We start from the raw sequence: 22,447 nt of genomic DNA, 5'->3' as shown, positions 1-22,447 counted from the left end.
CGCTGCGTCCCGCCGAGATTGGAACGACGATGAAGTCAGCCTCCCGAGTCCTCACCGCGACCGCCGCCCTGGCCTTGGTCGGATCCGCGCTGACGGTCGCCTCGGCGCCCGCGCAGGCCGCGGGCACGCCTGTGCGCATCACGCCCAACCCGGCGTACGCGTCGGCGCCGTTCGAAGGGTGGGGTACGAGCCTCGTGTGGTTCGCGAACGCGACCGGCGGGTACCCCGACGACGTGCGCCAGGCGCTGTTCGACAAGGTCTTCGGTGAGGACGGGCTGAACCTCAACATCGCGCGCTACAACATCGGCGGCGGCAATGCGACCGACGTGCCCCCGTACCTGCGCCCGGGCGGCGCAGTCGAGGGGTGGTGGAACCCCGACCTGGGCGTGTCCGACGCCGAGGGCGAGATCACCTCGACGTACGCCGACCGCGCCCGATACGAAGCTGCGTGGGACGGCGACGACCCGGCGCACTACGACTTCGATGCTGATGCGACGCAGCGCTGGTGGCTCGACGCGCTGAAGGGCAAGGTCACCAAGTGGGAGGCGTTCAGCAACTCCCCGCCCTACTTCCTGACCGAGAGCGGCTACGTGTCGGGTGGGATCGACAACGGCAGCACCGAGCAGCTCGCCGCCGACGACATGGGCGCGTTCGCGGACTATCTCGTGACGGTCGTCGAGGAGCTCGAGGCCGAGCACGGCATCGACTTCGACACGCTCGACCCCTTCAACGAGCCCAACACGTCGTACTGGTCGACGCGCCTCGGCACCGACGGCTGGCCCACGTCGGCGAGTCGCCAGGAGGGCGCGCACATCGGACCGCAGCGTCAGGACCTCATGATCAAGGCGCTCGAGTCGAGATTGACTGAGCCGGATGCCGCGACCGACGTCGCGATCTCGGCCATGGACGAGACCAACCCGAGCATCTTCACGCAGAACTGGAACGCGTGGACGCAGGAGTCGAAGGACATCGTCGACCAGCTCAACGTGCACACCTACGGCACCGGCGACCGCGTCGTCGCGCGCGACATCGCGAAGGCCTCGGACAAGCCGCTGTGGATGAGCGAGGTCGAGGGTGACTGGGACGGCACCGGATTCAATCTGACCAACATCGAGAACGGACTCGGCATGGCCGGGCGCATCGTCGACGACCTGCGTGAGCTCGAGCCGAGTGCGTGGGTGTTCTGGCAGCCGGTCGAAGACCTCTACAACATGGAGAAGGTCGAGAACCTCAACTGGGGCAGCGTCTTCATCGACTTCGACTGCGATGACAACGGCGACTCGCTGAGACGCATCGCCGACGGCGAGGCCGACCCGTCATGCCAGGTGCTGACCAACGCGAAGTTCAACACGGTCCGCAACTTCACGCACTTCATCCGGCCCGGCGACTCGCTCATCCCGACCGACAGCACGCAGACGACAGCCGCCCTGCAGGCTGACGGCGACGGCGCGACGCTCGTGCACGTCAACACCGAGACGACGGCGCGAGACCTCACGATCGACCTGTCGCGCTTCGGGCGGATCGTGCCCGGCGCGACTGTCACGCCCATCGTCACCACGCAGTCCCCGGCCGACGATGTGACGGCGAACGCCCTCGTCGAGGGTGAGCCGGTGACGGTGGATGCCGCGTCCCGCACCGCGCTGGTGAGCGTTCCGGCCAAGTCGGTCACCACCCTCGTGATCGACGGCGTGTCCGGCGTCTCGGCCGATGCCCCCGCGCTCCACGATGGCGAGACGTACCAGCTCGTCGGCGTGCAGAGCGGGAAGGCCCTCACCGCCGATGCCGCCGGACTGACGATCCGCACCGGGGGGACCACGCAGACCGCGGCGACGCCGCAGGCGTGGACGGTCCACTCGATCTCGGGCGCCGGCACCGACCGCCACCGCTTCGCCCTCGAGAACGGCGACGGCCGGCTGCTCGCGGTGAACGGCACGAGCACTGCGCTCGTCGACGCGGAGCCCGAGGCTGCGGCATCCGATGAATCACTCCAATGGCTGCTCTCGACCACCGACGGCACCACCTTCTCGCTGCTGAGCGCGGCCGCCGAGCGGGTGCTCGACGTGAACGGTCAGAGCACCGCCGACGGCGCCGGCGTGGGCACGTGGACGTCGAACAACGGCGCCAACCAGCGCTGGACGCTCGCGGGCACCGGCATCCTTGACGTGCGTGTCATCGAGGCGACGACCCGTGTGGGAGTCGCGCCGACCCTGCCGGCGCAGGTCACGGTCGTGTACGAGGGCGGGGTCGAGCGGGTCGCCTCGGTGACGTGGGACACCGCCGGCTCCGACTGGAGCTCCGCCGGCACGGTGACCGTGCCGGGCTCGGGGACCGACGTCTTCGGAGCCCCCTTCCAGGCTGAGGCCGAGGTCGTCGTCGGATCGTTCACGGCGACCGACCCGGTGTCGGTGACCACCTTCGAGGGCGCGTCGCTCACCCGTGTGCAGGCGGCGGCGCCGGCATCCGTCCCCGGACAGGTCGGCACCGCGCCGCAGCGGTTCGCGCTCGACGTCGAGTGGGACTGGTCGGGCGTGAGCGACGCGTCGTTCGACGAAGCCGGCGTCGTGACGGTGCCGGGCACGGCGTCGGACGGCGCGCGCTCGTCGCTGCCGGCGCGCCTGTCGGTGATCGTGACCGAAGCAGGGGAAGGGAACGTGGCGCCGCAGAGCGCGGCCTCGGCGACGTTCACCGAGAGTTCGTCGTACTCGGTAGACCGCACGAAGAACGGCCTGCGCACCGACAAGGGCTGGTCGAACTGGCGCTCGGGAACGAAGAACCTGCAGGACACGCTCACCTACGACCTCGCGCAGCGCGAGACGGTGTCGCACGTGACGGCCTACTTCTACAAGGACGGATCGAGCAACAGCTGGCCGCAGTCGCTGCGGGTGGAGACCCGTGCGGGGACCGGGGTCTGGACGCCTGGACCGAACGTCGCGGTGCCCGTGCCGGCAGACGGCACGGCGCCGATCGTCGACGTGCCGCTCGGGGGAGTGGTCGCCGACGACGTGCGGCTCGTACTCACCGCGCGCGACGCGACCCACATGATCGTGTCGGAGGTCGAGGTCTACGCGGCCGCGCCGTCGGCCTCGTCAATCGCAGACCTCGCTCGGGTGACCCTCGACGGCACGGACCTGGCCGGCTTCGCGCCGGGGACGACCTCGTACACCGTGCCGTGGCGGGGGGATGCTGCACCCGTCGTCGCGGCTGTGGCCGTCGACCGCGACGCGTCGGTCGAGGTCGCACAGGCGTCCGGGCCCGAGGGCTCGGCGAAGGTGACCGTGACGGCACCCGACGGGACCTCGCGCGAATACACGTTCGACCTCGTGCCGGGACCTGCGCTCGAGGTGTCGGCTGTCGCGACGACGCGCTGCTTCGCGGGCAAGGTCGTGGTTGCGGTGACGGTGACGAACGGCTCGGACGGCCCGGTGCGGTTCGCCGTGTCGAGCGCCTACGGTTCGACGTCGCTCGGTCCGGTCGCCGCCGGGAAGAAGGCGTCGGCGGCGCTGTCGACCCGCGCCGTGGGTGTGCCGGCGGGCGAGGTCACGGTGGTCGGGACGTCGTCCGCGGATCCCGGGGTCGTTGCGACGGTGACGGCGTCGTATGGCGCGGCGTCCTGCGGGTGAGTGACCGGCGTGGTCGGTGCGGTCGGCGTGTCTGCGGCCGCGTCGGCCGCGCCGGCGCCTGGATGGGCCGTGGAGCGGGTTCGTGACCCCGGCGCCGTCCGGGTATGATTGCCGGGTGCATCCGCGCGTCCTGCGGGCGGATGCCTGGAGACGTCGCATAGTCAGGCCTAGTGCACCACCCTGCTAAGGTGGAGTCCCCTCACGGGGACCGAGGGTTCAAATCCCTCCGTCTCCGCCATGAATAGCCCCGATTAGGGGCTATTTCTATTTCCGCGCGAGAACGATTCGGGAAGAGTTTGCGCATGTTTCGTGCGCCCGCGTCCGATGTTGTCCGGTTTCGCGGCTCGCGATTCGGCTCGGGAACCGCCGAAGCATGCGGAGCTCGGGTTCCCAGCCCCGGCAGTGGTCGGCGGAGTCTAAGGAGACGCTGGGCTCGATTCCCTCCGTCTCCACCGAGCACCATGGTGACGTGATCTTCGACCTGACCTCCGGTGACGCTGGCGAATCAGCGCGACCCCCGCCACTGGGTTCACATCCCACCGTCACCGGAGTCGAGTCCGACGCACCGAGCGCGCGCGAGGAGCCCGTGGGGCCTCGAGCGTGGTGCTTCTCGCGAGGTTGTCCTCGTTCCGCCATTCAGCATAGTAAAAAGGTTTCCTTCTGAATCATTCTTAGGTAAAGTGTTGTCACCCGAGCCCGGGAGTCACCCGGATGACGTCAGGGTCTGCCGTGGTCCCGTCATTACTTGAGAGAGGCAACACAGTGAAGAAATCAGGAGTTCTGCTGGTCGCGGGCCTTGCCGCGGCCATGATTCTGGCAGGCTGCAGCGCCGGCTCAACCCCGTCGGAAGGCGTTCCGCAGGAGGAGGGCACGCCCGACTCGCTGACGATGCTCGTCACTGCGAGTCCGAGTGCTGATGGTCTGCGCGCTCTGGCTACGGAGTACGAGTCGGAGACGGGGGTTGCGATCGAGTTCGTCGAAGTCCCGTACGAGCAGCTCGCAACGCGCATCATCCTCGCCAGCCAGAGTGGCGAGTCGACCTTCGACATGGCGCAGGTGGACGGCTTCACTCTTCCGCAGATCGTCGCGGCGAACGGTCTCCTGTCGCTCGACGACTACATCGCCGATGACGCCGACTACGACTACGACGACTTCCCCGAGGGACTCAAGGAGTACGCAAAGCAGGATGGCGTGAGCTACGGGCTTCCGTTGTCCACAGAGCCCTACCTGCAGTGGATTCGGACAGACCTCTATGACGAGCTCGGGCTCGAGGCGGCGGTGACGTGGGATGACGTCTACGAGAACGCCGACGCCTTGCAGGAGGCGGGGCACTATGGTGCTGTCGGCGTCTACGGCGCTTCGGGTTCCGCGCATCACTTCAACGCGGTCCTGGTCGGCTCCGGGGGACGGCTCCTCGATTCCGAGACGTACCGGCCGATGCTCGACACGGAGGTCGCGGCCGTCGCACTCGACCGCTACATCGACCTCGTCGAGTACGGGCCCTCGGGAACCGCGTCCGCGACGATCTTCGATGCCGTGAACTCTTTCAGCCAGCTCGACGTCGGCCAGATGACGACGCTCGCATCAGGCTGGTGGAGCACCATCAACAACCCCGACGAGTCGCCCAACGCCGGCAACTACGGCACGTTCCCGCCCGCGATGCAAGAGGCCGGCGACTACGACCCCGCCGCCGTTCTGTACGGATGGGTCGCGGGCATCTCCAGCGCCTCGCCTCACCAGGCCGCGGCGTGGGACTTCCTCGCCTGGGCGCTGAGCAAGGAGAACGCGGCCGCCTTCATCGACGCCGGTGCCCCGCCGCCGGCTCGGATCTCGACAACCACCAACCCGGAGTTCCTCGAGCAGCTTCCCTACCTGGCCGCCGTCGGCGAGTCCGTCGAGTCCGGTGTGCCCATCGACCGCATCCCCGAGATGTCGCAGATCATCACCGCGCTCAGTCAGACGCTCAACAGCATCGCCACCGGGCAGATGACCCGTGAGGAGGGTCTCGTGGCGGCCCAGGACCAGCTGATGAACATCCTCGTCCAATCCGGGCGGTACAAGGGGTGACTGTCTCACTCGCGCCGGTCGAGGCTCCCGCGTCAAGCGGGGGCCCCGGCCGCGCGCCGCGGCGACGGAGCAGGAGAGGGGCGCTGGAGTCCCTGGGCTTCGTCGCGCCGACGTGGCTGTTCATGCTCGCGATCGGACTCATTCCCATCGGCTATGCGGTGTGGATCTCGTTCACCGACGTCAGCCTGTACTCCGACGGGTCGCGGTTCGTCGGACTCCAGAACTACATCGACGCCGTCTTCACGCCGCGGTTCCTCGGCACCCTCGGGACGACGCTGATCTTCGTCGTAGCCGGCCTGATCATCCAATTCATCTTCGGGTACCTGCTGGCAGTGGCCCTGCACCGCCAGCTTCGCGGCTTCCAGATCGCGCGCACCGTTCTGTTGATCCCGATGCTCCTCACGCCTGTCGTGGTGGGGCTGATCTGGCAGTTCATGTTCAATCCCGACCTCGGGATCATCAACGCGATGCTCGGGGCCTTCGGGTGGGACGTGAACTTTTTCGCGGATCCGCTCCTCGCGCGGGCGCTGATCGTGATGCTGGACGCGTGGATGCACATCCCGTTCGTGATGCTGATGCTCGTCGCGGGGATGGCCGGCGTATCAGACGAGCCGTTGGAGGCGGCAGCCATCGACGGAGCGGGTTGGTGGCAGACCACCCGCTACGTCGTGCTCCCGGCACTCGCGCCGGTGATCATGGTGACGCTGATCGTGCGATGCATCGACATCGTCCGGATCTTCGACATCGTCTTCAGCACGACTCGCGGCGGCCCCGGAACCTCGACCGAGACCGTCTCGATGCTCTCGTACGTCACAACGTTCCAGTTCTACGAATTCAGCGACGGCGCCGCGATGTCGATCGCGCTGGCGCTGCTGATGTTCCCCGTGTACTTCCTCTACATCAGATTGACGAAAGTATGAGAACTCGCCGATTCGCCGGCAACGCGATCGTCCAGCTCGCGTTGATCGTGGCGGCCCTCCTCGCGGTCTTTCCGCTGTTCTGGGTGCTGCTGACGTCCTTCAAGACCAACAAGGATGCCGCCGCGCCCGCCGAGCGCGCTTTCATCTTCACCCCGACTCTGGCCAACTACTCGGAGCTGTTCGCATCGCCGGTCTTCGCCCGTGCGGCGGTCACATCGACGGTCATCACGCTCGCTGCGACGCTCATCGTAGTCATCGTCGCGACTCTCGGCGGCTACGCGTTCGCGCGTCTGCGGGTGCCCGGACGCCGCACACTGGCATCCGTCATGGTCCTCGTCCAGGTCATTCCCGGCGTCGTCCTGATCGTCCCGCTGTTCCGGATGGTGAGCGCACTCGGCGCCTACGACAACTGGTGGCCGATCGCCCTGATCCTGGCCGGTCTCAGCATTCCCTTCGGCACATGGCTGATGCTCGCGTTCTTCCGTGGTTCGCCCATTGAGATCGAGGAGGCGGCCGTCGTGGACGGCGCGAACCGGTTCAAGCTGTTCCGCTACGTCCTGATCCCGATGGTCGCCCCGGGAATCGCGACCGTCGCGATCTTCACGGCGATCGCCGTATGGAATGCATTCCTCATCCCGCTTGTCCTCGGCCAGACGCGAGCGCAGACGTTGACCGTCTTCGCCGCGCAGTTCATCACCTTCCAAGGTGTCAACTGGGGTCCGCTGTGCGCCGGTGCGGTGCTGATCCTCGCGCCGATCGTCCTCTTCGTGCTGGCGATGCAACGCCCGCTGGTCAAGGGCCTGACGGCCGGAAGCCTCAAGTAGCGATGTCAGCGCCGACCGCGTCGACCGTAATTGAGGCGATGGGTCTGCACTGCGTCGTACGTGAGCTGAAGGGGTTCCGCCGCCCGATCCGAGAGCTGCTGGGCGATGCGCACGAAGAGAAAATCGATCACGGCCAGTTGCGTGATCCGGCCCGACATCGCGCCTGGCCGGTACCGCGTCTCGCTCGCGCTCGTGGTGAGCACATGATCGACGTCCATGGCGATCGGCGAGGCGGGGAAATTCGTCACCAGGACGGTCGTGGCGCCGCTGTCGCGCGCCGCCGCGAGGCTGTCGGCGACTTCGACCGTGAGGCCGCTGTGAGAGAACCCGATCGCGACGCAGCCGGGCGTCAGCACCGCCGCACTCGTCAATGCGAGGTGAACGTCGCTCCAGGCGAATGCCACCATCCCGATCCGGTGCAGCTTCTGCTGGAGGTCGACCGCGGCGATCCCGCTGGAGGCAACACCGTAGATGTCCACCCTCGGCGCTCCGACGATCGCGTCCGCGATCGAGTCGAGCACCTTGGCGTCGATCGCCGCGGCGGTGGCTTCGATCGCCCGCGCCTCATGGAACGCGATCTTGGCGATGACAGCCGAAGCTTCGTCATCGGTGGCGATGTCGCTGTCCGACACCCCGAAGCGACCGAGGGACACCTGCTCGCGCCCGACCGAGGAAGCCAGCTCACGCCGGAACTCCGCGTAACCGGTGTATCCGAGGCTGCGGCAGAACCGCACGACCGACGCCACGGAGGTGTCGCACAGCTCGGCGAGGTCCGTGATCGACAGGCTCACCACTCGTGCCGGATCCTGCAGCACCAACTCCGCCACTCGACGCTCGGACGGCCTGAGCGCCGGAACCGCGGCACGCAGTTCCTGCATGACGTCCTCGTTCACCCAACCCACCCCCTTCCTACATGTGGCCGACTGAACCATACCGCTCGCGCGAGCCGGGAATCGTCGCCCTCGGATCTAGTAAATTACTTACACAATAGGGTACTATAATGAAAGAAAGTATCCTCCCGTACGACGGTGAGGGTCCCGAAAGCGAAATGGATCCGATGGCCACCACGTCTGAAGCGTCACGTCGCGCGCCTGCCACGGAGGAGCGCAATCCTCATTCGGCCGGTCTCGACGACATGAGCACGATCCAGATCCTCGAGCTGCTCAATGCCGAGGATCACCGGGCGATCTCGGCCGTTGCCGAGACGCTTCCGGCCCTCGGCGCACTGGTCGACGACGCCGTCGACCGGGTTCGCGACGGCGGCCGCGTCCACTACTTCGGGGCCGGCACGTCAGGGCGGCTCGGAGTGCTCGACGCTGCCGAGCTGGTGCCCACCTTCGGCATCGACCCCGTGCAAGTGCAGGCACACATCGCGGGGGGCTCGGATGCGATCACCCGTGCCGTCGAAGGGTCCGAGGACTCCGCCGAGGAGGGGTACAGCGATGCACACGACTCGGTGCAGTCGGGCGATGTCGTGATCGGCCTCGCGGTTTCGGGCACCACGCCGTACGTCGAGGGAGCGCTGCGCGCGGCTCGGAGCCTCGGCGCCCTCACGGGTCTGGTCACCAGCAATCCGGAGTCTCCGCTGGCGCAGCTGGCCGATCATGTCGTCGTCGCCGATACCGGCGCAGAAGTGCTCACCGGCTCGACCCGGCTCAAGGCCGGAACGGCCACCAAAGTGATCCTGAACGGCTTCTCCACGACCCTCATGGTCCGGATGGGGCGCACGTACTCGAATCTGATGGTGGCGGTGGTCGCCGGAAACAAGAAGCTCCGGGACCGCACACTGCGTATTCTCGAGAACGTGACAGGGGAGTCGCTGGAGGAAAGCTCCCGGCTGCTCGACGATGCCGGCGGAGATCTCCGCGTCGCCGTCGTGACCTCCGTCGCGGCCGTGTCCGCAGAGTCGGCGGCTGCAGCTCTCCAGGCTTCCCACGGATCGGTGCGAGACGCCCTTCGACGCCTGAGCTCGGACGGATGACATGACCGTCATCGGGATCGATCTCGGTGGTTCGGGTTCCCGGATCGCCGTCGTGGGCGAACGTCGGATCGACGCCGAGGGTGATCCCTTCGCCGTCGTCGACGGGCGCGCCGCGCACGCGGACGCGGTGCGTACCCTAGCCCGGCAGGCGCCGGCCGGGGAGCCCGTGGCAGCCGTGGCGATCAGCGCAGCCGGCTTGATCTCGCTCGGCGATCCGCGCCTGCTCGCCGAGGCGGCCGCCGCGCTCTGGCCGGATGCGGTGATCGTGGTCGTCTCCGACGCTGTGGCCGCGGTCATGAGCGCATGGGGTTCGGCCGGCGGCGCAATTGTGGCGGCGGGCACCGGGGTCATCGCCTTCGCAACCGACTTCGCACATACCTGGACGCGTTCGGACGGATGGGGCCACGAGCTCGGGGACGACGGTGGCGCTGCGTGGATCGGAGCCCGGGGGCTGTCCGCCGGTCTGCGCGCAGTCGACGGTCGTCCCGGGGCGTCCCCGGTGCTCCTCGACGCCCTTCGTGAGCAGTTCGGCGAGCCGCTGCGGGTTCCCGAAGCTGTGCGGTCGGCGCCGAACCCCGCCAGCGTGCTCGCGGCGTTCGCGCCACGAGTCTCCGCCGCCGCACGCGCAGGCGACTCGCGGGCCCAGGAGATCATCTCCGAGGCCGCGCGAGAACTCGCCCAGACGGCTCTCAGTGTGATGGGCGAGGGGATCGCCCCACGGCTCGCGCTCGTCGGCGGGCTCTCCCGCGACACGGCGATCGCCGAGGCCTTCACGCGACAGGTGCGCGAGGCCAGGCCGGATCTCGCCCTCGCCGCCGATCCGGGTACGCCGCTCGATGGCGCAGTCGCTTTCGCGCAGCGAGCCTCTACGGCGGCCATCCCCTCGCACTCCCCCTACCTCTTCTGCCTATCACCTCAGCGATCCCACCATTCCCTAGGAGCATCATGAAGTTCGGCGTCATCGGCGCCGGGACCTTCGGGTCCCGTCACATTCAGGCCTTCGACCGGCACCCCGACGTCGAACTCGTCGGGGTCCTCGACCTCAACCGCGAACTGGCAGAGAGCGCGGTCGCGAACTTCGCGTCCGGACCTGTCCCGGTGTTCACCGACATCGACGAGTTCCTCGCGATCGACGGGCTCGAGGCGGTGTCCGTCGCGACCCCCGACCACCTCCACACCGCGCCTGCGGTCGCCGCCGCGAAGGCGGGCAAGCACCTCCTCATCGAGAAGCCGCTCGCCACCAGCGTCGAGGACGCGAAGGCCATCGTCGACGCCGCGAGCGAGGGCGGCGGAATCCTCATGGTGGACTTCCACAACAGGGTCAACCCGCCGTTCGTCGACGCCTACCAGGCTGTCCGAGACGGACGAGTCGGCCAGGTCAAGTACGTCTATGCGCGACTGAGCAATACCGTCACCATCGCCTCGATGATCAAGTGGGCGTCCTCGTCGTCATCGCTCTGGTTCCTCGCCAGCCACATGGTCGACGTGGCGCAGTGGATCGTGGGTGAACGCATCGTGAAGGTGACCGCCCGTGCGCTGACAGGGACCCTGGAGGCGCGCGGAATCAACACGCCCGACCTGTTCGTGATCATGGCCGAGTTCGAGTCCGGGGCGCTGGCCGTATTCGAGCACGCCTGGATCCTTCCCGCTGGGAACCCCACCAACACCGACCTCAAGTTCGAGGTGCTCGGCTCCGATGGCGCGGTTTACATCGACACCACCCACAACCGCACGGTCGAGATTCACACGGCCGACTCCTTGGACTATCCGGCCGTCCTGGTCCCGCCGTACGGTCCGCGGCTCACCGGGTTCGTGCTGGACGCGATCGCGCAGTTCGTCGATGCGGCACATGGTCGCGGCGAGGTCCTCGCTACGGGGGAGGAAGGTCTCCAGGTGACAGCCGTGCTGCGAGCGATTCTCGATTCGATCGAGTCCGGCGAACCTGTGAACGTCGAGGCAGTCTGAGGGCGGATGGACAGCATCCAGGTTCAATTGCAGGCTCTGCTCGAGGACGGTCTCGAGCAGAGCCTGTACTCGGGCGCGGCGGCGGGCATCGTCGTCCGCGGCGAACGACACATCGCCTACGCCGGGACGCATGCCCAAGACGACCTGACGCCGGTTCGGGAAGACACCGTCTTCGATCTCGCGTCCGTGTCGAAGACCTTCACTGCTGCGGTAATCACGCGGCTGGCGGCGCAGGGTCGGGTGAACCTGGACGAACCGGTCGCGACCGTCCTCCCCGTCGGGAAGGGGCCGGGCGCCGAGTGGATCACGCTGCGGATGCTGCTGACCCACGTCTCGGGTCTGCCGGCGGAATCCTTCATCTGGCGAGACTTCTCGACTCCCCCGGGGGAGCGGATGCGCGCGCTCCTGGCCACGCCGCTCCAGAGCGCGCCTGATGAGGTCTATCGATACTCCTGCGTCGGCTACATCGCCGCCGGCGCAGTCGCCGAACGCGTAACAGGGCGCACCTTGCCGCTGCTGCTCGACGAACTCGTGACGCAGCCCCTGAACCTCACCTCGGTCCGATACGGACCTGTCGACCCCGCCCGAGCGGCCGCCACCGAGGCTCAACCGTGGGCAGGGACGGGCATGCTGCAGGGCGAGGTGCACGACGAGTTGAACCGCTACCTCGGCGGGTGCGTGGGCAACGCCGGCCTGTTCGGATCGGCCGAGGACGTTCTCACATTCGCAGAGAGTTTCACAGACGACCGCATCTTCGAATCGCAAGCGCGTACCTGGATGACCTCGAACGGTCTGCGACCGCATCACGGGTCGGCGTTCGGTCAGGCCCTGGGCCCGGCGCTCAACGATGCAGATTTCCTCGGCGATGTCGAAGCGTTCGGTCATGTCGGTTTCACCGGGACGATGTGGCTCGCCGATCCCACGCGCCGACTCGCCGCGGTGCTGCTCACGAACAACGTCCATCCCCATCGGGATCATGCCGACCTCACCGCGTTCCGGCAGCGATTCAGCAACTGGGCCGCCAGCAGAGCGGGAGCGATCTGACCGTGGCGGACGTGTTCATCGTCCCAGACCTTCAGGCCGGGGGAGCGGTCGCAGCCACCCTCATCGCGGCCGCCCTCTCACAGAAGCCCGACATGGTGCTCGGAGTCGCCACCGGATCCACCCCCCTCCCGATCTGGTCAGCGCTCGCGGCCATGAGCCTCGACATGAGCAGGGTCTCGGCGTTCGCCCTCGACGAGTACCTCGACCTGCCGCCCGGACATCCGGAGAGCTATGCCGCCGTCGTTCACCGGGAGATCGCCGTGCCCCTCGCGTTGAATCTTGAAAAGGTGCGTACCCCCGATGTTCACGCCGACGTGAGAGACGCGCCGTCTGCGTACGAGGCGGCCATTCGAGCCGCGGGCGGCATCGACGTCCAGGTCGTCGGGATCGGCCGGAACGGCCACATCGGGTTCAACGAACCGGGTTCGTCCCTCTCGGGCCGCACGCACATCGCGAAACTGACCGCCCAGACCCGGCGAGACAACGCCCGCTTCTTCGACTCTCTCGACCACGTACCGACCCGATGCATCACTCAAGGAGTGGGGACCATTCTCGATGCCCGCCGGCTGATCCTGGTCGCATCCGGCCGACGGAAGGCGGATGCCGTCGCGGCAGCTCTCGAGGGACCGGTGACCGCCTCGGTTCCCGCGTCTGCCGTGCAGCTTCATCCTGACGTGGTGGCGATCGTCGACGAGGATGCCGCGAGTCGGTTGTCCTTCGCAGACTACTACCGGATGAGCGCACGACACGGCGATGCCGCATGACGCTCGCCTCGCCGCCACCCGCACTGCTCGAAGCGCTACGGGCATCGGGGCTGACCGTAGCCGATCGTGTCAGTGACCGACTGGCCGCCGCGCACGACGGATCGCCCTATCGGCTGGTGCCCGCCGCGGTGGTGCGGGCGCGAAGCGCCGACGATGTGGCCACCGTGGTCGCTCAGGCACGGGCATCCGGATCGTCTGTGACCTTTCGGTCGGGCGGCACCAGCCTCAGCGGACAGGCCGGGTCGACGGGGGTCATCGTCGACACCAGGCGCGCCTTCCGGCAGATCACCATCCTTGACGACGGCGTCGCAGTCCGTACCGGGCCGGGAGCGACAGTCCGGCAAGTCAACGCCCGCCTCGCGCGGCACGGCCGCAAGCTCGGCCCCGATCCCGCCAGCGAGGTCGCCTGCACGATCGGCGGGGTGATCGCCAACAACTCTAGCGGGATGGCCTGCGGCATCCGCGATAACGCGTACCGCACCCTCGACAGCATGGAACTGATCCTCCCCAGCGGAACCACCATAGACACGTCCGATCCGCACGTGGATCGCCTGCTCGAGGCCCGCGAGCCCGGCATCCACGCGGGACTCCTCCGCCTCCGCGACCGGATTCGCGGGAACCCGACCTCGGTGGCGACCGTCAGGCGCCTGCACTCCATCAAGAACACGATGGGGTACGGACTGAACAGCTTCCTCGATCACGACCGTTCCGTGGACATCCTCGAGCACCTCATCGTGGGAAGCGAGGGAACGCTTGCGTTCGTCGCCTCAGCGACCTTCCGCACGGTGCCCATCCGAGCGCACGCAGCAACCGGCCTGCTCGTGTTCGACAACCTGCAGGATGCGACTTCCGCGCTCCCGGCCATCGTGGACATGGGCTTTGCGACTGTGGAGCTCCTGGACACAGCCAGTCTCCGTGTCGCCCAGTCCGACCCCGAGACCACGGCCGAGTTGCGTGCTCTGCACCTGGACGCGCACGCTGCACTCCTGGTTGAGTTCCAGGAGGCGAGCGCGGACGACCTTCGCAGGCGCGTGGACACCGCCCATGCGTCGCTGGCCCACCACGCCCTGCCGGTTCCCGCGCTGATCGACACCGATCCCGATCGTCGAGCACGACTCTGGCGCATCCGAAAAGGCCTCTTCACCGCGGTTGCCGGTTCGCGCCCGTCGGGCACCACGGCGCTGCTCGAAGACGTCGCCGTTCCTGTCGACCAGCTGTACTCCCTCTGCACCGGGCTTGTCGCACTCTTCGCCACACACGGGTACGACGACGGTGTGATCTTCGGTCACGCCAAGGACGGCAACATCCACTTCATGATCACCGAGCGCTTCGATGAGCCGCGTTCGATGGAGCGGTACTCACGATTCACCGACGATGTGGTCGACCTCGTGCTCAGGCACGGCGGCACACTCAAAGCCGAACACGGCACCGGGCGAATGATGGCGCCATTCCTTCGCCGCCAAGTCGGAGATGAACTCTACGACGTGATGTGCGAGATCAAGCGGCTCATCGACCCCAGCGGGGTGCTCAATCCGGGGGTGTTGATCAGCGAGGACCCGCAGGCGCACCTGCGAAATCTCAAGGTCGCGCCGCAGGTGGAACCCGAGGTGGACCGCTGCGTCGAGTGCGGGTACTGCGAGCCGGCATGCCCGAGCAGCGACCTCACCCTGACGCCCCGCGAACGGATCGCCCTGCGCCGCGAGGCAGCCCAGGCGTCGGAGGCGCAGGACCTCACGCTGTTGAGAGCTCTCGAGGCCGAGTATCGATACGACGGCGTCGAGACCTGCGCCGTGGACGGCATGTGCCAGACCGCATGTCCCGTCCTCATCAACACCGGCGATCTGGTCCGCCGACTGCGTCAGGAAGCGGCGACACCGGCTGCCGAACGCATCGGACGGCTGGCAGCCGTCCATTGGGACACCGCGACCCGCAGCGCCTCGGTCGCTCTGAGTGTTGCCGGCGCGCTGCCCTCGGCAATCTCCACCGCGATGAGCGAGGTCGGGAGAGCGGCCTTGGGCCGCGATGTCGTGCCCAGATACACCGGCGATCTGCCGGCCGGCGGCACGCGACGACTGCCTATCACGGACACGGACGCCGAAGCCGTCTACTTCTCCAGCTGCACCACGACGATGTTCGCTCCTGAAGCTTCCGGCCTCGGAGTTCGGGACGCCTTCCTCACGCTGTGCGCCCGAGCAGGTGTCGCATTGGCCGCTCCGCCCGAGATCGGAGACCTCTGCTGTGGAACCCCATGGAAGTCCAAGGGCCTGGTCTCGGGCTATCACGCCATGAGGGACCGCGTCTCGCTGGTGCTGGTGGAAGCGACCGATGGCGGTCGAATACCCGTCGTCTGCGACGCCGCATCATGCAGCGAAGGCCTTGAATTGCTCCTCGACGCCGCAGATGCCGGCGGGGTTCGAGCGATCGATGCCGTGGCCTTCACTGCCGAACGGATCCTTCCCTCACTGCAGGTAAAGGAGATCCTGGGCAGCCTGGCGCTGCACCCGACATGCTCCTCGACCCGAATGTCGCTCAACGAGGCGGTCGAGAAGGTCGCCGAAAGGGTCGCACGACACGTCAGCATCGCCGACGATTGGCAATGCTGCGCCTTCGCAGGCGACCGCGGGATGCTGCATCCAGAACTCACCGAATCGGCGACCCGCGCGGAAGCAGCCGAAGTGATGAGTAGACGCTACGACGCGTACGCCTCCGTCAACCGCACCTGTGAGATCGCACTCAGCCGCGCGACCGGCCAGCCCTACCGGCACTTGCTCGAGATCCTCGAGCAAGTGACCAGGTAGCCGCACGCCGGGGGCATAGGCAGCCCAACAGACTGTCAGATGCGCACTGCGGGCGCTCCGCGGACCCGGTGAGCAGTACCCGTTGGTTGCCCATGGACGGAATGGCTGACACTCGCGCACCGACATCGGGAGCGGTGCTATCGCGGCGATCCCGCTCGCGATCGCGCTGGTGCTGACCGGACAGCTCGACCGCGACACCGATGCTGGCGTCAGCGGCGGGGAAGGCGAGGGATCGTGATTTCGACGCCCGCTGTCGTCGATTGATGCGGGCAATGAATCGTCGCTGTCTAGTTCGAACAGCAGAACTCAGCGGGCGCGAGCGACATCCGGGTAATCCCTCAGGATGGCGATGGCGGCGCTGACACAGGCCTTGTCGGGATGCGGCTGCCGAACTCGCCGACCGAGATCTATATCGAGCCGCCGACTCAGCCCGGCGAGGAGTGGACGGTGACCTTCGAACCCCGCGTGGACTACGTCCGGCTCGGAGCCGTCGCGGTCAGATGATCGCCGTCGAGATGACAAAGCTTGCCAGGCTCTGCGCGTTCCTCCAGCAGAAATCAGACGAGTTCATGAGGAACCTCGAGAGCGGTGCGCACCTATCAACCAGAGGAGCGCAGCCTGCTCCTCGTCCGTAGATCGGTGATGCCGTCCGGTCCCCGCGTGGGAACGATTTGGGAAGACTTGAGACCGATCACGCACATCGCGGGCAATCGACGAAACCTCGAGATCCGCGCAATCGTGCGTGTGCACAGTGAACCTCGCCCGCGAAATGTCCGGAGGCCGGAGTTCAAATCCCTCCGTCTCCGCCGAAAAACCCCCGGTAAAGCGGGGTGAGTCATGAAGGCGCTCTTCCACGGCCTCGGCCGGTGACAAGTGAAGAAGCCGCCGAGATTGCGGATTGGGTGGACGAGGGGGCACCTTCGATCCCAATGGTCCGCCGCCGATCATCGACGACGAGCGTGAGGCGAAGTAGCCTGCGTCAATATCTCTTCAGCGGATCTTGACGACCGTGAGAAGGACGACGGAGTCTTCGACGGCGTCCAATGAGTGGAGTCCGTCGGGAACCGTCATGAGGTCTCCCGCTGATCCGTTCCAGGACACCTCGCCGGCCTTGAGAAGAACCCGTCCTTGGAGTACCTGCAGCGTCGCCTCCCCGGGGTTCTCGTGTTCTGACAGTTCCTCGCCGGCCCGGAGGGCGATCAGCGTTTGACGGAGTTGGTGCTGGTGGCCACCGAACACTGTCTTGGTGCTCCTGCCACTGGATGCTCCCACTGCATGGTCGAGTTCGTGCCGTGCGAGTGCTGTCAGTGATGTCTTCTGCATGCGCGGTGTTCCGTCCCGAGGCTCGGGGTCGATGAGCTGCTGTGATCAGCGCCCGTGCAACAGAATACGGTTGCGTCCAGCATCCGATTCGATCAGCGTCGATTGAACGGCGATCGGGTTCGCTCTCCGCCCGCAAACGGGTGCCGCCATCACCCCTCGAAGCGCACTCATCCGACAGCGCGCCGGAGGGGCGGGAAGTGCGGGATCGGGACCGGGCGCGATGGGCGCCTGTGCTCCGCGTCGTGGATGATCTTCTCGGCGGCGCGGAGTGCCTGCTCGAAGGTGGCTAACGTGCTTCGCTTGTTCCGCTTCCGCAGCCAGAGGACTGTCACGTGGTCGTCCTTCAGCTCTGCGAGTGCGATGACCCGTGGATCGTTCTCAGGGAGTGTGCCGTCGCAGAGACGCCAGCAGTCATCGTCGACGCGGGCAGCTTCTATGTGTCCGTACATGATGTGTGTCATGTCGACCTCGTTTCTGTGACGCCTTCGTCACGTTCAGGTAGTGCGGCCCCGAATCGGGGTCGCACTACCTCGGGGGAATCGGCGGCTGGCCCTCCAGATGCGGACTGCATCATCCACATCGCCGGACAGGCTGAACTCAGCCGGCTGTGACGCCGCCGTCCGCGACGAACTCGGAGCCGGTTGCGAAGCTCGCGTCGTCGCTGGCGACGAAGGCGATGAGCGCCGCCATCTCGTCTGCTCGTCCGAGCCGGCCCATCGGTGTGCCGGCGATCAGCATGTCGCGGTCGGTATCGCCCAGGATCGGGGTGTCGATGAAGCCGGGGTGGACGGAGTTGACGCGCACGCCTTCCTTCGCCCAGCCGAGGGCGGTGGTCTTGGTCAGGAGGCGCACCGCGCCCTTGGCGGCGTGATACGCCGGGCTGACCCCGGATCCGACGATGCCGTACATCGAGCTGATGTTCACGACGGCGCCGTTGCCACTGGCCTTGAGCGCGCCGGCTGCAGCCTTCATGCCCAGGAAGACGCTTGTCTGGGTGACGGCGACGACCTTGTTCCACGTGTCCAGACTGGTGACCTCGAGCGCCTCGGTGTCGCCGATCCCGGCATTGTTGATCAGGATGTCGAGTTTCCCGAGCGTCGACACCACGGCCTCGACCGCATCAGCCCAATCCTGCTCGCTGGTTACATCGAGGCGCACGAAGGCAGCCTTGCCGCCGCTCCGCTCGATCTCGGAGACCACATCGTTGCCGGCCTGCTCCTGCACATCGGCGATTGCCACTGCACCGCCTTCCGAGGCGATTCGCAGCGCTGTCGCCTTGCCGATGCCGCTCGCACCGCCGGTAACCAGAGCCACACGGCCATCGAATCTGTTCGTCATCTCGTTCACTCCTCACGTCTGTGGATCGAACCCAGGCCGGGTTCTGCATCTGCCATGAACAACGCCCCAATCAGTATTCATATTCGGGTAAATGGATATTGCGCCTCCACGGTCGCGTCTCTCTGAGCTGTGCGCCGCCGCCGTCATCGTCGCGGGTCCGGGCCCGTGTCCGGGTTCGGGTCCGGTTCGTGAGGCGGCGATACGTCGCGGGATGCCTGGTGTTATGCGGCGTCGGCATGGCTCTGGCATTCGATACAGGCGGCAGCGTGCGGCAGCACGGCGAGGCGTCCAGAAGCGATCTGACCGCCGCATCGAGTGCAGCGGCCGTAGGTGCCGGCATCCAGCCGATTCAATGCCGCGCTGATCTGTTCGACAACCAGACGGTTGGATGCCACGGTCTGGTAGCCGACCGGGTCGACGCTGGGCAGCGGGCAGGGGATGAGTTGGCCGAGAGTGTCGAGTCGTTCCTGCAGATGCTGCTCGAGCTGCTGGCGGATGGTGTCCACGTTCGGGTCTTGGGCGGCGTGGGAAGTGTGCGTCATGACGGCTCCTAGAAATGAGAAACGCGCCGCAGATGCGACGCGCTGATTGACCGGATACCCCTTCGGGGGAAGGGGGTTTACGGGGGTGCAGCGCGCGAGGTGGCACGGATCAGCCGACCACCTGCCGCGGCACGCCGGGGCGGAAGAACCTCGTGCCGGGCACCGGCGATGTCCGCAGCGCACGTCACCACGGAGGCGTCGAAACGACGCTCCGAGGGGACAAGGCTGAGGATCCGGGTCATGGCCCACACCATAGCCGAGGCCGTAGAAAAGGCAAGTGGTCGCGAAAGGCGTCTACCGAGCGGCTGGCTATGGTGAGGGCAGAGCGCTTGAGGCGTCGACACCGCTGTGACCGCCCTGCTCGTGGACTCGCGAACCGGCATGGACCTGGTCGCGGAGCGGATCGAAGAACTCGCCAAGGACCGTCCGGGGGTGAACCCCGCAGCGGTGCTGTCGGCGACACGACGGGGACCGAGGGTTCAAATCCCACGTCTCCGCATAGAACAGTCGTGGTCAAGTAGGATTTTCACTTGCCTCTGCCACGACTTGCGCCATTCCTGCCACGCGAGCAGCAGAGCCTCAATGAGGCATCTTCCGCAATGTGTGGGCGGCGACCGTGACAGCGTGACCCGTCTCATCGGCGCCGTCGAGTGCTCGTGGCCCAGCCGAGCTCTCCCATACGGATCCGTGCATGCACAGCGAACCCGCACAGCTGTACCGCTCCCTCATTCCGAGCACGTCCTCTACGCTGATGCGCATCGGGCGTGAGCGCTCGTCACCCTCGCCGGGAAGTGACACTCATCGCGCTCCCCCGCCGTATGCGTCGCCGGGGAGGTGGCATTGGTGGCACTCATAGGTCGTGGCGCCGAGCTTCTGCAGCTTCGCGGGTTGATATCGCGAAGCGGCGCTCGAATCGTGTCGTTGTCCGGTACGGGTGGCGTGGGCAAGAGCGCACTGCTCGCGGAGCTGCTGGCCACCGAGGCGAGGCAGGCGAACGTGTGGACGGTGGATCTCAGCGAGTCCCCGCCCGCGTCGCGCCTGCTGGATGAGGTTGCCCGTGCCCTCGGCGCGCCTGCGGAGGCGGCGCGGAGTGGCGCTGAGCGGACCATTCCGCGCACTCTGGCCAGCCTCATGGGCGGAGGTGCACGGGTTCTCGCTGTGGATCACGCCGATTCCTGCACCGTCGACGCGTCGCTCCTGGAGCTGCTGCGGATGTGTCCCGAGCTCACACTGATCGTGGCTTCGACACTGCCCCTGAACGCGCCCGCGGAGCGCATCGCCCTGCGGTCGCTTGCCGTCCCTGCTGTCGGCGCCCCGCTCGCCGAGATCCTTCGCAGTCCGGCCGTGCGCCTGTTCACCGATCGTGCCGGTGAGGCGGACCCCCAGTTCACGCTGGATGGCGCCACAGCCGCGTCGGTTGCGGAGATCTGTCGCCAGCTCGGCGGTCTGCCGTTGGCGATCGAACTTGCCGCAGCTCGCGCTCGACTGCTGCCACCTCGCGAACTGGTCCGCCGACTGGCGGAGGATTCCTCATCGGGTGTGGCGCTCGACATTCTGAGCCCGCGGGCAACCGCCGGCGTCGTCGGTATCCGTGCGGCGCTGACTGCGAACCGAGCGATCCTCACGACATCGCAGGATGCGCTGCTGCTCGCCCTTTCTCGGTTCCGGGGTCCGTTCCCGCTCGAAGCTGCCGCGCGCGTCTCCGGCCGGAGGCTCCTTGAGACTCTGGACGATATCGACGTGCTCGTCGAGCTGAGGCTGGTCGAGCCTATGCACGAGGAGCCGGGAGAGCTGATCTTCCGAATGCTGCCGATGGTTCGCGCATTCGGTCGGGAGGTTTCCGCCGATGCGGACGCGGTCGAGGCGCGCCGTCTCACGTATCTTCGCGAACTGGTGCACGAGGCGGCGGAGGCGGCCTCATCGGCGAGCGACTCTCCCGCCACCGACCACGCTCGGGTGCTTCGCTCGGACGTGGCGGACGCGTTGCGGTCCGAAGCGGCGGCAGATATCGATTCGGCAGCGGAGTTCGCGACGGATTCCGCTGCCGTCATCGGAGACTTCACCGAAGGCTCGACGGTCGGAGTGATTCTCGACCGCATCATCGCGTCGGGGGCTGTCGACCGTCTACACCGCCGACAGCAGGCGGCCGTGTGGCTGTGGGCGGCGAATTGCCTCGCGCGCTCCCCGGAGGGAAGCGCGCAGCGCGAGCTGGTGGACGAGCGGCTGCGGCGCGGTATCGAGCTGGTGGATGATGCATCCTGGCCGTTCCTGGGTCTGCAGGCGCGATTGATTGCTGTCAGCAGCATCGGGACCACTGCGGATCCGACGATCGCGGCACGCGCAGCGGAGGAGGGGGTGCAGATCGCCCGCTTCGTCGGCGCGCAGGCATGGCTGGCCCGATTCGAGGTCTGGGGCGGCATCATCGCGTACTCGAGAGGTGGGATCGACGACGCCGCGGCCTTGGCCATCAGCGGCCTGCAGCGTGGCAAGCGGATCGGTGACGCTCATGCGATCGCCGGAGCCACCGGGCTCCTTCGCACGCTTCCTGCCGGTTCTCATGATCCTGACGTGCCCGTGCCGAGCCTGGAGCAAGCCCTCGACCTCGCGCGTGTCGCGCACGACCTGACCGTCGAGACCTTCCTTCTCGCGGTGCTCAGCTGGGAAGCGATTCTCAGCGGTCGGCCGGCTGAAGCCGCGCGGTGGTGCCTGGCGCGCCTCGCGCTGTCCACCCGGCGAGGGTGGACGATTCTCATGAGCCTTTCGCTCCTCCACGCAGCTCTCATCGCCGCGATACTCGGCGACGAGCCGTTCGCCGCACGGATATTCGGCGTGGTCCAGGCCGACCAGGATCGCCTCGACCGCTCAATGACTCCGGTGACAGAGCAGTTCTTCCGTGGCATCCTCGACAGACTTCGCGCCGGTCTCGGCGAAGAGACATTCCTGCGGCTGCTGGCCGAAGGGAGCACAGTCTCGATGGTGGATGCCGCGAATCAGGCAACTGCCTGGCTCAGCGCCAAGGTCGCCTCGACTGCGCCGCAACCAGCAGAGGCTGCTCCGCCGATCACACCGCGAGAGAGGGAAGTGCTGGCGCTCCTGGCGGCGGGCCTGCGGAACAAGGAGATCGGGAGCCGGCTGAGCGTCTCTGCGAAGACCGTGATGCACCACTCGGTCGCGATCTACCGCAAGCTCGGCGTCCGGGGCCGCACCGAGGCCACGGCGTTCGCAATCCGCCATGGCCTCGTGGACGCGCCCTGACGCTGA

Annotated in this window: 17 protein-coding genes and 1 tRNA gene; 13 read left to right on the top strand and 5 right to left on the bottom strand. The window is 67.1% G+C overall.

Features of this window, described 5'->3' with window-relative positions; translation table 11 throughout:
* The first annotated feature begins 29 nt into the window (after window positions 1-29).
* The 5 genes from MK786_RS12240 (at window position 30) to MK786_RS12220 (ending at window position 7,431) form a co-directional block, all read left to right on the top strand.
* The gene (locus tag MK786_RS12240) at window positions 30-3,620 is read left to right on the top strand and encodes a glycoside hydrolase (RefSeq protein WP_241112524.1); all 3,591 of its coding nucleotides are present in this window, start codon (window positions 30-32) and stop codon (window positions 3,618-3,620) included.
* Between the two features lie 146 nt (window positions 3,621-3,766).
* Window positions 3,767-3,858 (top strand) — tRNA-Ser (locus tag MK786_RS12235).
* A 524-nt stretch (window positions 3,859-4,382) separates the two neighbouring features.
* Window positions 4,383-5,687 carry an extracellular solute-binding protein gene (locus MK786_RS12230; protein WP_241112523.1) on the top strand — a complete coding sequence of 435 codons (1,305 nt, stop codon included), beginning with the start codon at window positions 4,383-4,385 and terminating at the stop codon, window positions 5,685-5,687.
* A 122-nt stretch (window positions 5,688-5,809) separates the two neighbouring features.
* A complete protein-coding gene (locus tag MK786_RS12225) occupies window positions 5,810-6,607 on the top strand; it encodes a carbohydrate ABC transporter permease (protein ID WP_241112522.1) in 798 nt (265 codons plus the stop codon).
* Window positions 6,604-7,431, top strand: coding sequence for a carbohydrate ABC transporter permease (locus tag MK786_RS12220; protein ID WP_241112521.1), 828 nt, complete (start codon window positions 6,604-6,606; stop codon window positions 7,429-7,431). Before MK786_RS12225 ends, MK786_RS12220 begins: the two co-directional genes overlap by 4 nt.
* Before the next feature lie 5 nt (window positions 7,432-7,436).
* Here the strand turns inward: MK786_RS12220 and MK786_RS12215 are convergent, their stop codons facing one another.
* Window positions 7,437-8,333: a MurR/RpiR family transcriptional regulator gene (locus MK786_RS12215; RefSeq protein WP_241112520.1), complete on the bottom strand. Its 897-nt coding sequence runs from the start codon at window positions 8,331-8,333 to the stop codon at window positions 7,437-7,439.
* A 146-nt stretch (window positions 8,334-8,479) separates the two neighbouring features.
* On the opposite strand from MK786_RS12215, the gene murQ reads away from it, so the two are divergent.
* The 7 genes from murQ (at window position 8,480) to MK786_RS16375 (ending at window position 16,487) form a co-directional block, all read left to right on the top strand.
* The gene (gene murQ, locus MK786_RS12210; RefSeq protein WP_308220041.1) at window positions 8,480-9,412 is read left to right on the top strand and encodes an N-acetylmuramic acid 6-phosphate etherase; all 933 of its coding nucleotides are present in this window, start codon (window positions 8,480-8,482) and stop codon (window positions 9,410-9,412) included.
* Between the two features lies 1 nt (window position 9,413).
* A complete protein-coding gene (locus tag MK786_RS12205; protein ID WP_241112518.1) occupies window positions 9,414-10,361 on the top strand; it encodes an N-acetylglucosamine kinase in 948 nt (315 codons plus the stop codon).
* Window positions 10,358-11,377: a Gfo/Idh/MocA family protein gene (locus tag MK786_RS12200; protein WP_241112517.1), complete on the top strand. Its 1,020-nt coding sequence runs from the start codon at window positions 10,358-10,360 to the stop codon at window positions 11,375-11,377. The genes MK786_RS12205 and MK786_RS12200 overlap by 4 nt, the downstream gene beginning before the upstream one ends.
* 6 nt (window positions 11,378-11,383) lie before the next feature.
* Complete coding sequence (locus tag MK786_RS12195; RefSeq protein ID WP_241112516.1) at window positions 11,384-12,421, top strand: beta-lactamase family protein; 1,038 nt, start codon at window positions 11,384-11,386, stop codon at window positions 12,419-12,421.
* Between the two features lie 2 nt (window positions 12,422-12,423).
* Complete coding sequence (locus tag MK786_RS12190; RefSeq protein ID WP_241112515.1) at window positions 12,424-13,185, top strand: glucosamine-6-phosphate deaminase; 762 nt, start codon at window positions 12,424-12,426, stop codon at window positions 13,183-13,185.
* Complete coding sequence (locus MK786_RS12185; protein WP_241112514.1) at window positions 13,182-15,983, top strand: FAD-binding and (Fe-S)-binding domain-containing protein; 2,802 nt, start codon at window positions 13,182-13,184, stop codon at window positions 15,981-15,983. The genes MK786_RS12190 and MK786_RS12185 overlap by 4 nt, the downstream gene beginning before the upstream one ends.
* Window positions 15,984-16,361: 378 nt before the next feature.
* A complete protein-coding gene (locus tag MK786_RS16375; RefSeq protein WP_277397549.1) occupies window positions 16,362-16,487 on the top strand; it encodes a hypothetical protein in 126 nt (41 codons plus the stop codon).
* 486 nt (window positions 16,488-16,973) lie between these two features.
* Here MK786_RS16375 and MK786_RS12180 read toward each other — a convergent pair whose 3' ends face one another.
* From MK786_RS12180 to MK786_RS12165, 4 genes are all read right to left on the bottom strand, one after another.
* Window positions 16,974-17,306 carry a cupin domain-containing protein gene (locus MK786_RS12180; protein ID WP_241112513.1) on the bottom strand — a complete coding sequence of 111 codons (333 nt, stop codon included), beginning with the start codon at window positions 17,304-17,306 and terminating at the stop codon, window positions 16,974-16,976.
* Between the two features lie 167 nt (window positions 17,307-17,473).
* Window positions 17,474-17,767: a hypothetical protein gene (locus MK786_RS12175; protein WP_241112512.1), complete on the bottom strand. Its 294-nt coding sequence runs from the start codon at window positions 17,765-17,767 to the stop codon at window positions 17,474-17,476.
* A gap of 136 nt (window positions 17,768-17,903) precedes the next feature.
* Window positions 17,904-18,644, bottom strand: coding sequence for an SDR family NAD(P)-dependent oxidoreductase (locus MK786_RS12170; RefSeq protein WP_241112708.1), 741 nt, complete (start codon window positions 18,642-18,644; stop codon window positions 17,904-17,906).
* A 221-nt stretch (window positions 18,645-18,865) separates the two neighbouring features.
* Complete coding sequence (locus MK786_RS12165) at window positions 18,866-19,186, bottom strand: TraR/DksA C4-type zinc finger protein (RefSeq protein ID WP_241112511.1); 321 nt, start codon at window positions 19,184-19,186, stop codon at window positions 18,866-18,868.
* A gap of 834 nt (window positions 19,187-20,020) precedes the next feature.
* On the opposite strand from MK786_RS12165, the gene MK786_RS12160 reads away from it, so the two are divergent.
* A complete protein-coding gene (locus MK786_RS12160; protein ID WP_308220040.1) occupies window positions 20,021-22,441 on the top strand; it encodes a LuxR C-terminal-related transcriptional regulator in 2,421 nt (806 codons plus the stop codon).
* Window positions 22,442-22,447: the final 6 nt, after the last annotated feature.

Source organism: Microbacterium sp. CFH 31415, assembly GCF_022538185.1.
GTDB lineage: Bacteria > Actinomycetota > Actinomycetes > Actinomycetales > Microbacteriaceae > Microbacterium.
Note: the sequence above shows the minus strand (reverse complement) of the source record. Positions and strands in the feature narration are given on the sequence as shown.

What these genes read in the sequence shown, in the direction of transcription:
- MK786_RS12175 (WP_241112512.1), bottom strand. Translation starts at nt 17,767, where the DNA reads ATGACACACATCATGTACGGACACATAGAAGCTGCCCGCGTCGACGAT.
- MK786_RS12205 (WP_241112518.1), top strand. Translation starts at nt 9,414, where the DNA reads ATGACCGTCATCGGGATCGATCTCGGTGGTTCGGGTTCCCGGATCGCC.
- MK786_RS12225 (WP_241112522.1), top strand. Translation starts at nt 5,810, where the DNA reads ATGCTCGCGATCGGACTCATTCCCATCGGCTATGCGGTGTGGATCTCG.
- MK786_RS12240 (WP_241112524.1), top strand. Translation starts at nt 30, where the DNA reads ATGAAGTCAGCCTCCCGAGTCCTCACCGCGACCGCCGCCCTGGCCTTG.
- MK786_RS16375 (WP_277397549.1), top strand. Translation starts at nt 16,362, where the DNA reads ATGCGGCTGCCGAACTCGCCGACCGAGATCTATATCGAGCCGCCGACT.
- MK786_RS12180 (WP_241112513.1), bottom strand. Translation starts at nt 17,306, where the DNA reads ATGCAGAAGACATCACTGACAGCACTCGCACGGCACGAACTCGACCAT.
- MK786_RS12185 (WP_241112514.1), top strand. Translation starts at nt 13,182, where the DNA reads ATGACGCTCGCCTCGCCGCCACCCGCACTGCTCGAAGCGCTACGGGCA.
- MK786_RS12170 (WP_241112708.1), bottom strand. Translation starts at nt 18,644, where the DNA reads ATGACGAACAGATTCGATGGCCGTGTGGCTCTGGTTACCGGCGGTGCG.
- MK786_RS12200 (WP_241112517.1), top strand. Translation starts at nt 10,358, where the DNA reads ATGAAGTTCGGCGTCATCGGCGCCGGGACCTTCGGGTCCCGTCACATT.
- MK786_RS12195 (WP_241112516.1), top strand. Translation starts at nt 11,384, where the DNA reads ATGGACAGCATCCAGGTTCAATTGCAGGCTCTGCTCGAGGACGGTCTC.
- MK786_RS12220 (WP_241112521.1), top strand. Translation starts at nt 6,604, where the DNA reads ATGAGAACTCGCCGATTCGCCGGCAACGCGATCGTCCAGCTCGCGTTG.
- murQ (WP_308220041.1), top strand. Translation starts at nt 8,480, where the DNA reads ATGGATCCGATGGCCACCACGTCTGAAGCGTCACGTCGCGCGCCTGCC.
- MK786_RS12165 (WP_241112511.1), bottom strand. Translation starts at nt 19,186, where the DNA reads ATGACGCACACTTCCCACGCCGCCCAAGACCCGAACGTGGACACCATC.